At 71.1% G+C, this 11,038-nt stretch carries 8 protein-coding genes and 1 pseudogene; 7 read left to right on the top strand and 2 right to left on the bottom strand.

The features are described 5' to 3' along the window. The first annotated feature begins 41 nt into the window (after positions 1–41). The 7 genes from GTW43_RS03990 (at position 42) to GTW43_RS03960 (ending at position 9,974) form a co-directional block, all read left to right on the top strand. Positions 42–977 carry a sugar ABC transporter permease gene (locus GTW43_RS03990; RefSeq protein ID WP_343245893.1) on the top strand — a complete coding sequence of 312 codons (936 nt, stop codon included), beginning with the start codon at positions 42–44 and terminating at the stop codon, positions 975–977. A 19-nt stretch (positions 978–996) separates the two neighbouring features. Continuing rightward, the gene (locus GTW43_RS03985) at positions 997–1,914 is read left to right on the top strand and encodes a carbohydrate ABC transporter permease (RefSeq protein WP_161300217.1); all 918 of its coding nucleotides are present in this window, start codon (positions 997–999) and stop codon (positions 1,912–1,914) included. Between the two features lie 51 nt (positions 1,915–1,965). Further along, the gene (locus tag GTW43_RS03980) at positions 1,966–3,681 is read left to right on the top strand and encodes a glycoside hydrolase family 13 protein (protein ID WP_161300216.1); all 1,716 of its coding nucleotides are present in this window, start codon (positions 1,966–1,968) and stop codon (positions 3,679–3,681) included. Positions 3,682–3,888: 207 nt separating this feature from the next. Continuing rightward, entirely contained in the window at positions 3,889–6,621 is a 2,733-nt protein-coding gene (gene pulA, locus GTW43_RS03975; protein ID WP_343245892.1) for a pullulanase-type alpha-1,6-glucosidase, read from the top strand. A gap of 76 nt (positions 6,622–6,697) precedes the next feature. Next, on the top strand, positions 6,698–7,504 hold the full coding sequence (locus GTW43_RS03970) for a MerR family transcriptional regulator (protein ID WP_161300214.1): 807 nt from the start codon (positions 6,698–6,700) through the stop codon (positions 7,502–7,504). A gap of 215 nt (positions 7,505–7,719) precedes the next feature. Further along, positions 7,720–9,222: an NCS1 family nucleobase:cation symporter-1 gene (locus GTW43_RS03965; protein WP_161300213.1), complete on the top strand. Its 1,503-nt coding sequence runs from the start codon at positions 7,720–7,722 to the stop codon at positions 9,220–9,222. 26 nt (positions 9,223–9,248) lie between these two features. Then, a complete protein-coding gene (locus tag GTW43_RS03960; protein WP_161300212.1) occupies positions 9,249–9,974 on the top strand; it encodes an aspartate/glutamate racemase family protein in 726 nt (241 codons plus the stop codon). Here GTW43_RS03960 and GTW43_RS03955 read toward each other — a convergent pair. Together GTW43_RS03955 and GTW43_RS03950 are read right to left on the bottom strand one after the other, a co-directional pair. Continuing rightward, positions 9,975–10,794: pseudogene (locus GTW43_RS03955) on the bottom strand (DUF4389 domain-containing protein). 10 nt (positions 10,795–10,804) lie between these two features. After that, positions 10,805–11,038 (bottom strand): sortase (locus tag GTW43_RS03950; RefSeq protein WP_161300211.1); only part of this gene is annotated, 234 nt, incomplete at its 5' end.

The raw sequence follows: 11,038 nt of genomic DNA, 5'->3' as shown, positions 1-11,038 counted from the left end.
TCCGACCGGCCACCCAGAGCCGCCCGCCGCGCCCCGGACCGATCCAGCGCTTCAAGGACTCCTACCGGAAGTACTGGTACGCGTACGCGATGATCGCCCCGGTGGTCGTCGTGCTCGGCGTCCTCGTCGGCTACCCGCTCGTGCGGGGCTTCTACCTGACACTCACCGACGCCGACAGCCTCAACTCCGCCCGGACGATCGGCGTCAACCACATCGAGGCCACCTACCAGTTCATCGGCCTCGACAACTACGCCGACATCCTGTGGGGTCCCGCCGCCTACGACCGCTTCTGGTCCCACTTCATCTGGACCGTCGTCTGGACGGCCGTCTGCGTCGCCCTGCACTACTGCATCGGTCTCGGCCTCGCGCTGCTGCTCAACGAGAAGATGCGCGGACGCACCCTCTACCGGCTGCTGCTCATCCTGCCCTGGGCGGTGCCCACCTTCGTGACCGTCTTCGCCTGGCGGATCATGCTCGCCGACTCCGGGATCATCAACTCGGTGCTCGGCTCCCTGCACCTGGGACAGCCGCAGTGGCTGGAGGACCCGACCTTCCAGCGGATCGCCGCGATCCTCGTCAACACCTGGTGCGGCGTCCCCTTCATGATGATCTCCCTGCTCGGCGGGTTGCAGTCCATCGACGCCTCCCTCTACGAGGCCGCCGAGATGGACGGTGCGAACGCCTGGCAGCGCTTCCGGCACATCACCCTGCCGGGCCTCAGGTCGGTCAGCTCCACCGTCGTCCTGCTCGGTGTGATCTGGACCTTCAACCAGTTCGCGATCATCTTCCTGCTGTTCGGCAACACGGCGCCGGACGCCCAGATCCTCGTCACGTGGGCCTACCGGCTCGGCTTCGGCCAGCAGCCGCGGGAGTTCGCCCAGTCCGCCGCGTACGGCGTGCTGCTGCTCTCCCTCCTCACCGTGTTCACGACGTTCTACTACCGCTGGTTGAAGCGCAATGAGCAGCTCGCCGTCTGACGCCGCAGGAGCCACCACCATGAGCACCACGACCGCACCCGAGATTCCCGCGCAGCGCACCGGCACCGGCGGCCCCGCCCGCGGCAGGACCGCCACGGTGCGCCGCCGCGGCGAGCGCAGCCCCCTGGCCCGGGCCCTGTCGCACGGCACCCTCGCCGTCGCGAGCCTCGTCGCGCTCTTCCCCGTCATCTGGCTCGTCTACCTGTCCCTCGGCCCGGACAAGGACGACTACCTGCACCCCGGCGAGATCGCCGGCAAGGCCACCTTCGCCAACTACTCCGAGGTCCTGGCGCACACCAACTTCTTCGAGTGGATGCGGTCGACGCTCGTCATCTCGCTCGGCACCACCGTCCTCGGCGTGCTCTTCGCGGCGACCACCGGCTACGCCGTCTCCCGGATGCGCTTCCCCGGCTACCGGCCGCTGATGTGGACCCTGCTGCTCACGCAGGCGTTCCCCATCGCCGTCCTCATCGTGCCGATGTACGAGATCTTCTCGGAGCTCGGCCTCATCGACACCTACCAGGGCGTCATCCTCGTCAACTGCACGACGATCGTGCCGTACTGCACGTGGCTGATGAAGGGCTACTTCGACACCGTCCCCATCGACATCGACGAGGCCGGACGCATCGACGGGCTCAGCCCCTTCGGCACCTTCTGGCGGCTCATCCTGCCGCTCGCCAAGCCCGGCATCGCCGTCGCCGCGTTCTACAGCTTCATCACCGCGTTCGCCGAGGTGCCCTTCGCCTCGACGTTCCTGCTCGACGACTCCAAGTACACCTTCGCGGTCGGCCTGCAGAGCTTCGTCAGCGAACACGACGCCCAGTGGAACCTCATGGCCGCCACCGCGGTGTTGATCGCGATCCCCGTCACGGCCTTCTTCTACCTTGTCCAGAAGCACCTGGTCACCGGCCTCACGGCGGGCGGCACCAAGGGCTGAACACCCACGCACCACCGACCAGTTGCCAGCTTCCCACGCAGCAAGGACACCATGAGCCAGCACCCCACCGACACCGCACCGGCCCCCGCCGGCGACACCCGCGCGGCCGCGGAATGGTGGCGCGACGCCGTCATCTACCAGGTGTACCCGCGCAGTTTCGCCGACAGCGACGGCGACGGCACCGGCGACCTCGAAGGCATCCGGCAGCGTCTGCCGTACCTGCGCGACCTGGGCGTGGACGCGGTGTGGCTGAGCCCCTTCTACGCCTCCCCGCAGGCCGACGGCGGCTACGACGTCGCCGACTACCGGGCCGTCGACCCCATGTACGGCACGCTCCTCGACGCCGACGCGGTCATCCGCGACGCCCACGCCCTGGACCTGCGCATCATCGTCGACCTCGTCCCGAACCACTCCTCGGACCAGCACGAGTGGTTCAGGCGGGCCGTCGCCGACGGGCCCGGCTCCCCCCTGCGCGAGCGCTACCACTTCCGCCCCGGCAAGGGCGTGCACGGTGAACTCCCGCCCAACGACTGGGAGTCCATCTTCGGCGGCCCCGCCTGGACCCGGCTCCCGGACGGCGAGTGGTACCTGCACCTCTTCGCGCCGGAGCAGCCGGACCTCAACTGGGATCACCCGGCCGTCGCCGACGAGTTCCGCTCCATCCTGCGGTTCTGGCTCGACATGGGCGTCGACGGCTTCCGCATCGACGTCGCCCACGGCCTGGTCAAGGCCGAGGGCCTGCCCGACCTCGGCGGCAGCGACCAGCTCAAGCTGCTCGGAAACGATGTCATGCCGTTCTTCGACCAGGACGGCGTCCACGACGTCTACCGCTCGTGGCGTCTCATCCTCGACGAGTACGACCGGAGGGAGGTGCAGTCCGAAGGCCTGCCCGCGGCGGGTCGGCGGCAGCCGGGCGGCCGGATCTTCGTCGCCGAGGCGTGGACCCCGACCGTCGAGCGCACCGCCCACTACGTACGCCCCGACGAGCTGCACCAGGCGTTCAACTTCCAGTACCTGGGCGCCCCCTGGGAGGCGACCGAGCTGCGGGCCATCATCGACAGCTCCCTCGACGCCATGCGCCCCGTCGGCGCCCCGGCCACCTGGGTGCTGTCCAACCACGACGTCACCCGGCACGCCACCCGCTACGCCAACCCGCCCGGCCTCGGCACCCAGATCCGCACCCCCGGCGACCGTGAGCTCGGCCTGCGCCGCGCCCGCGCCGCCACCCTGCTCATGCTCGCGCTGCCCGGCTCGGCCTACGTCTACCAGGGCGAGGAGCTCGGCCTGCCCGATGTGACCGACCTGCCCGACGAGGTGCGCCAGGACCCGTCGTTCTTCCGCGCCGCGGGCCAGGACGGCTTCCGCGACGGCTGCCGGGTGCCGATCCCGTGGACCCGCACCGGCTCCTCGTACGGCTTCGGGAGCGGCGGCAGCTGGCTGCCGCAGCCCGCGGTCTGGGGCGAGCTCAGCGTCGAGGCGCAGAGCGGCGTGCCGGGCTCGACCCTGGAGCTGTACCGTGCGGCCATCGCGGCTCGCCGGGCCACGCCGGGGCTCGGCGCGGGGGACCGCGTGACCTGGCGCGAGGACGCCCCCGAGGGCGTACTCCACTTCGAGCGGCCCGGGTTCGCCTGCACGGTGAACACGACGGGCGCGCCGGTCCGCCTCCCGGTGCCCGGCACGGTCCTGCTCGCGTCCGGACCGGTCGCGTCGGCCGAGGGCACGTTCGAGCTGCCCGCGGACACGACGGTGTGGTGGACGACCGCGTAACCGCGCGTCCTGAGAAGGCGGGAGAGGGGCCGGTGCACCGCACCGGCCCCTCTCCCGTCCGCCCGATTGAAAGAGTTTTCTGAGTCTTGCAGGACTCTTGCAGCAAGGATCGTGCAAGCGATACCGTCACGCGGCGGACCGGGGCTCCTCCCCGCTGCCCCGCGTCCGCGCCTCCCAAGAGCCCTGATGCCGCGAGGAGTTCACGCCTTGAGCCGCACCCGTCCCTTCCCGCACCGGCGGGCCGCCGCGTACACCGCGGCCGCCGCCCTGCTGGTCACGCTCGCCCAGCCGCTCGCGGCCCGCGCCGCGGCCCCCGCCCCGCCGTCCGACGCGCAGCCGTCCGCCGGTCGGAGCACCGCCGTCGACCTGGGCACGTCCGAGGCCCAGTGGATCGACGCCGACACCGTCGTGTGGAAGGTGAAGGGCGGCGCCGGCACGAGCGAGCAGCTCGTCTACGCGCCCGACGGCGGCATCACCGTCCAGGACGGTGCGATCGGCGGCGAGAGCCACCGGCTGCGGATGACGCCGGGCGCGCTCACCGACGCGCAGAAGGCGAAGTACCCGCACCTGAAGGACTACCAGGCCTACACGATCGACCCGCGCGACCGTGACCGCGTCCGTGCCGCCCTGCGCGGCCAGTTGATCGCGATCCAGCGGGCGGCGGACGGCGCCCTCCTCGCGGCGACCGGCGTCCAGCTGCCCGGCGCACTCGACGACCTCTACGCGCGGGCGGCGTCCAGGGCCTCGCTCGGCCCGGTGTTCCACGGGGGCAAGGTCACGCTGTCCGTGTGGGCGCCGACCGCGCACACCGTCTCGCTCGACCTCGGTGGACGCACCGTCCGCATGCGCCGCGACGCGGCGAGCGGCGTCTGGTCGGCCACGGGCCCGGCCGCGGCCTGGCGCGGCAAGACGTACCGGTACGCCGTCCGGGTGTGGGCGCCGAGCGTGGCGAAACTCGTCACCAACAAGGTCACCGACCCCTACTCCGTCGCCCTCACCGCCGACTCGGAGCGCAGCCTCGTCGTCGACCTCGCCGACCGCGGGCTCGCCCCCGAGGGCTGGGCGGGCCTGAAGAAGCCCCGCGCCGTCGCCATGAAGGACGCGCAGATCCAGGAGCTGCACATCCGCGACTTCTCCGTCGAGGACAGCACCGTGCCCGCGGCGGACCGGGGCACCTACCGTGCCTTCACCGACCGGGACAGCGCCGGCTCGACGCACCTGCGCGAGCTCGCCGACGCAGGCACCTCGTACGTGCACCTGCTCCCGGCGTTCGACCTCGCGACCGTCCCGGAGCGGAAGTCCGAGCAGTCCACCCCCGGGTGCGACCTGGCCTCGTACGCCCCCGACAGCGACCGCCAGCAGGCGTGCGTCACCGAGAGCGCGGCCCAGGACGCCTACAACTGGGGCTACGACCCGCTGCACTACACCGTCCCCGAGGGCTCCTACGCCTCCGACCCGGACGGCACCCGGCGCACCGTCGAGTTCCGGCAGATGGTGCAGTCGCTGAACAAGGACGGACTGCGCGTCGTCATGGACGTCGTCTACAACCACACGGCGGCGGCCGGCCAGGACGACCACTCCGTCCTCGACAAGATCGTCCCCGGCTACTACCAGCGGCTGAACGCCGACGGCACGGTCGCGAACTCGACCTGCTGCGCGAACACCGCGCCCGAGCACACCATGATGGGCAAGCTCGTCGTCGACTCGGTCGTCACCTGGGCCAGGGACTACAAGGTCGACGGCTTCCGCTTCGACCTCATGGGACACCACCCCAAGGCCGACATCCTGGCCGTCCGCAAGGCGCTCGACGCCCTCACCCCGCAGAAGGACGGGGTCGACGGCAAGAAGATCATCCTCTACGGCGAGGGCTGGAACTTCGGCGAGATCGCCGACGACGCCCGCTTCGAGCAGGCCACGCAGAAGAACATGGCCGGCACCGGCATCGCCACCTTCTCCGACCGGGCCCGCGACGCGGTGCGCGGCGGCGGCCCCTTCGACGAGGACCCGGGCGTGCAGGGCTTCGCGAGCGGCCTGTACACCGACCCCAACGGCGCGAAGGCCAACGGCACCGCCGCCGAGCAGAAGGCCCGGCTGCTGCACTACCAGGACCTGATCAAGGTCGGCCTCTCCGGGAGCCTGGCGGGCTACACGTTCACCGACAGCGCCGGGAAGAAGGTCAAGGGCTCCGAGGTCGACTACAACGGCGCGCCCGCCGGGTACGCCGCCGCCCCGGGCGACGCCCTCGCCTACGTCGACGCCCACGACAACGAGTCGCTCTACGACGCGCTGACCTTCAAACTCCCGAAGGACACCCCGGCCGGCGACCGGGCCAGGATGCAGGTCCTCGCGATGGCCACGGCCACGCTCTCGCAGGGCCCCGCGCTCTCCCAGGCGGGCAGCGACCTGCTGCGCTCGAAGTCCCTCGACCGCAACTCCTTCGACAGCGGCGACTGGTTCAACGCGATCCACTGGGACTGCCGCGACGGCAACGGCTTCGGCCGCGGACTGCCGCCGGCCGCCGACAACGAGGCGAAGTGGCCCTACGCCGGGCCGCTGCTCGCGTCGGTGAAGGCGCCGGGCTGCGACCGGATCGACGGCGCGTCCGCCGCGTACCAGGACCTCCTGAGGATCCGCACGGCCGAACCGGCCTTCCACCTCGGCAGCGCCGAGCAGGTGCAGAAGGAGCTGTCCTTCCCGCTGTCCGGCACGCGGGAGACGCCCGGCGTCCTCACGATGCGCCTGGGCGACCTGGTGGTCGTCATGAACGCCACGCCGCAGCGACAGGCCCAGCGGGTGCCGGGCGCGGCCGGCACCGCCTACGGACTCCACCCGGTCCAGCGCAAGGGCGCCGACCCCGTCGTGCGCGCCTCCTCGTACGACGAGGGCTCGGGCACCTTCAGGGTCCCGGCCCGCACGGTCGCGGTCTTCACCCGCGGCTGACCGCACCGCACCGCCCGCACCATGATGGGCGGTGCTTGACCCTGACACCGTGTGAGCCCGTGTACTCGGAGACATCATGTTCACGATCGGAGACTTCGCCCGCCACGGCCGTGTCTCGGTCCGGATGCTGCGCCACTACGACGCCACCGGACTGCTGCGGCCGGACCACGTCGACCCCGTCACCGGGTACCGCCACTACGCCGCCGCCCAGCTCGACCGGCTCAACCGGCTGATCGCGCTGAAGGAACTCGGCTTCACCCTCGCCCAGGTCGGGGAGATCCTCGACGAGAAGGTGGACGCCGCGCAGCTGCGGGCGATGCTGCGTCTGCGGCGCGCCGAGCTCGCCGCGGAGATGGCGGCGACGGCGGCCCGGCTCGGTCTGGTCGAGGCGCGTCTGCGGTCCATCGAGAGGGAGACAGCCGTGTCCGTCGACGACATCGTCATCAAGCACCTGCCCGGCCGCCGAGTGGCCGAACTGACCGCGGTCGCACCGGACTTCGACACCATCGGCCCGGTGATCCAGCCGCTGTACGAGGAGCTGTTCCGGCGCCTCGGAGCGGCGGGCATCGCCCCGAGCGGCCCCGGGGTCGCCCGGTACGAGGACGCGCCGGACGGCGGTGTCCTCATCCATGCGGGTGTCGAGGTGACGGCCGACCCGCGCGAGGACGACGGGCTGCGCGTGCTCGATCTGCCTCCTGTCACGCGTGCGGCGACGCTCGTCCACCGGGGCTCGATGGAGTCCGTCCTGACCTCCGTCCAGGCGCTGGCCCACTGGATCGACGAGAACGGTCACCGTTCGGCGGGATACCCGCGCGAGATCAACCTGGAGTGCCCGGAGAATCTCGACGACTGGGTCACCGAACTTCAGGAACCCCTGGCCTGACCTGCGGAGATGCCGTAGTCGTAGAGCCCCCTCGGGGCGGTCCGAGGGGGTTATACGTGTGCCCTTCACTGGTATACAAGGTGCCAGCAGTGTGATGCATGTCACCAGGGTGCGGCTGCCCGGAATCTGTTGACCTCCCGAAAACCGTCGTCGTAACGTCCAGTTCACATTCTCTGGAACTGTGATTTCGCACAGCGGAAAGCGGAGGGGTCTTCATGGCCACTGCTCAGCAACGGCCCCCGTCCAGGACGGCGGATGCGGCGACGGCGGCCGGCGTGGACATCAGCCCCCGCCTCTACAACAGCGACCTCGCACCGACCAAGGTCCGGGGCCGCAGCTGGGGCGCCTACAACGTCTTCACCCTCTGGGGCAACGACGTCCACAGCCTCGGCAACTACGCCTTCGCGATGGGCCTGTTCGCGCTCGGGATGAGCGTCTGGGACATCCTGATCGCCTTCGCCGTCGCCTCCGGACTGCTGTTCGTCCTCCTCACCCTCTCCGGTCGGATGGGCTCGCGCACCGGCGTCCCCTTCCCCGTGATGAGCCGCATCGCCTTCGGCGTGCGCGGCTCCCAACTGCCCGCCATGGTCCGCGGAGCCGCCGCCATCGCCTGGTTCGGCATCCAGACCTACCTCGCCTCGCAGGTGCTGCGCACGCTCATCAAGGCCCTGTGGCCCGGCGCCGCGCAGTACGACACCAACGCGATCCTCGGGCTCTCCACGCTCGGCTGGATCAGCTTCATGTTCCTGTGGGTCGTGCAGGTCCTCATCGTCAGCTTCGGCATGCAGGCCATCCGCCGCTACATGGCGATGGCCGCCCCGACCGTACTCGTCACCATGCTGGCCCTCGCCGTCTGGATGTTCGTCAAGGCGGACGCCTCCGTCGCACTCGACAACGGGCACCCCTTCACCGGCGGTCCCCAGTGGCTGCACATCTTCGAGGCCGCCGCCCTGTGGGTCGTCGTCTACGGCACCTTCGTCCTCAACTTCTGCGACTTCACCCGCAACGCCACCTCCGACCGCTCCATCGCCCGCGGCAACCTGATCGGCATCCCGGTCAACATGCTGTTCTTCGCGCTGATCGCCGCCGTGCTGAGCGGCGCCCAGTTCCGCATCGACGGACAGGTCATCACCAGCCCCACCCAGGTCGTCCAGGGCATCCCGAGCACGATCCTGCTCGCCCTCGCCTGCCTCGCGCTGCTCATGCTGACCGTCGCCGTGAACCTCCTCGCGAACTTCGTCGCGCCCGTGTACACCCTGGTCAGCCTGTTCCCGCAGCGCCTCACCTTCCGCAGCGCGGGAGTCGTCAGCGCCCTCATCGGCCTCGTGATCCTGCCGTGGAACCTGTACGACAGCCCGGTCGCCGTCACGTACTTCCTCGGGGGACTCGGCGCCCTGCTCGGCCCCGTCTTCGGCATCGTCATGGCCGACTACTGGCTGCTGCGCCGCGCCCAGATCCACGTGCCGCACCTCTACACCGAGGACCCGGCGTCCACCTACCACTACCGGCGCGGCGTCAACCCGAAGGCCGTCGGTGTCTTCGTGCCCGCCGCCGTCATCTCCGTGGTCATCGCGCTCGTGCCCGCCTTCTCCGGCATCTCCGGCTTCTCGTGGTTCATCGGCGCCGGCCTCGCGGCCGCCGCGTACTGGACCGTGAGCGACCGCACGCAGACCTTCGAGCACGTCGACGGCGAGTCCATCGCCGTCGCCGCCGAATGACCCGCACCGTCCAGGGAGCACCCCTCATGCGCATCCTCGTCGCCAACGTCAACACCACCGAGTCGATGACGAAGGGCATCGCCGCCACCGCGCAGGCCGTCGCGGCACCCGGCACCGAGATCGTGCCGCTCACCCCGGACTTCGGTCCGGAGTCCTGCGAGGGCAACTACGAGAGCTACCTGGCCGCGATCGCCGTCATGGAGAAGGTGCGGGCCCACCCCGGTCCCTACGACGCGGTCATCCAGGCCGGGTACGGCGAGCACGGCCGCGAGGGACTCCAGGAACTGCTCGACGTGCCCGTGGTCGACATCACCGAGGCCGCCGCCAGCACCGCCCAGTTCCTCGGGCACAGGTACTCGGTCGTCACCACCCTCGACCGGGCCGCGCCGCTCATCGAGGACCGGCTCAGGCTGGCCGGGCTCACCGACCGGCTCGCCTCTGTGCGCGCCAGCGGCCTGGCCGTCCTCGACCTCGAACGCGACCCGGACGCCGCCGTCGCCGCGATTGTCGAACAGGCCGCGGCCGCCGTCGAGCAGGACCGGGCCGAGGTCGTCTGCCTCGGCTGCGGCGGCATGGCGGGCCTGACCGAGCAGGTCGTCGCCCGCACCGGCGTCCCGGTGGTGGACGGTGTCGCCGCCGCCGTGACCGTCGCCGAGTCGCTGGTCCGCCTCGGCCTGACCACGTCCAAGGTGCGCACCTACGCGCCGCCGCGCCCCAAGGCGATCCTCAACTGGCCGCCGCGCGCGGCCTGATCAGCCCGGCCCGGGCGCCCGCGGAGCCGTGGGGGAGCCGTAGGAGCCCGGGCCGCCGTCCTCGTCGTCGCCGTCGTCGTAGCGGGTGGCGCCGTTGACGGCGTTGCCCGCGAGACCGAGCAGCAGGAAGAGCACCACAAGCACCTTGGCCGGCGTCTCCAGGAGCAGCGGACGGGTGCCCGAACGCACCTCCTGCTCCGGCACCGTCCCCGAACAGCCGCTTCGGATAGGCGGGCGTCAGCAGGTGCGCGTACGCGCTCAGCCGCATGCTGTACCGGCAGACGGCGGCCGTCGCCGCGTACAGCGGCCCGGGCAGCCGGCCGAGGACCAGCGTGATGAGCCAGAACACCCAGCTCAGGGCGAACCAGCCGCCCTGCAGCAGGTTCGCGACGATCACCGCCGGAATCATCAGGATCAGCCGGAACAGCACCGCGAGCCGGTTCAGCGGCGTCGCCCGCAGCTCGATCTGCACCGGATGACCGGGCGCCGAGAACGCGAACGGCGGGTACCGGTCGACCAGGAGCAGCGCGCTCGCGTCGACCCGGGTCGCGTACACGAGCACCGACCCGAGGAACCGGTGGATGCCGTCCGGCAGCCGACCGAGGAACAGCGCCGCGAACCAGCCGGCGATCGCCCCGAAGAACGACGCGATCAGCAGCACGGTCACCACCACGAACTGCGGGACGAGCAGCAGCCAGCGCAGCAGCACCGTCCAGCGGCGCTGCCGCCCCGGCGGCGGGATGTCCAGGACGGGCAGGAACTCGCTGCCGGGCCCGGGGGCGGGCACGGGCGCGGGCCGGTGCTCCCAGCCAGTGGTCATGGCGTCCTCCTCAGGACGACGACAGATGGGCGGTGACGACGACGTTGCCCAGGTAGCGGCCGCGCTCGTGGTCGTAGCCGCCGCCGCACGTGATGATCCGCAGCTCGGGGCGGCCCGTGTCGCCGTACACCTTCCGGTCGGGGAAGTCGTCGGACTCGTACACGTCCACGGAGTCGACGGTGAAGCGGGCGCTGCGGTGGTCGGCCCGGGTCACGTCGACGGTCATGCCGGGCTCGAGCGAACC

This window comes from Streptomyces sp. SID5785 (assembly GCF_009870065.1).
Taxonomy (GTDB): Bacteria; Actinomycetota; Actinomycetes; order Streptomycetales; family Streptomycetaceae; genus Streptomyces.
This window is presented reverse-complemented; position numbering and strand designations above follow the sequence as displayed.

Excerpts from the sequence above, each read along its gene's own strand:
- GTW43_RS03985 (WP_161300217.1), top strand. The coding sequence starts at position 997 with ATGAGCACCACGACCGCACCCGAGATTCCCGCGCAGCGCACCGGCACC.
- GTW43_RS03980 (WP_161300216.1), top strand. The coding sequence starts at position 1,966 with ATGAGCCAGCACCCCACCGACACCGCACCGGCCCCCGCCGGCGACACC.
- GTW43_RS03970 (WP_161300214.1), top strand. The coding sequence starts at position 6,698 with ATGTTCACGATCGGAGACTTCGCCCGCCACGGCCGTGTCTCGGTCCGG.
- GTW43_RS03965 (WP_161300213.1), top strand. The coding sequence starts at position 7,720 with ATGGCCACTGCTCAGCAACGGCCCCCGTCCAGGACGGCGGATGCGGCG.
- GTW43_RS03960 (WP_161300212.1), top strand. The coding sequence starts at position 9,249 with ATGCGCATCCTCGTCGCCAACGTCAACACCACCGAGTCGATGACGAAG.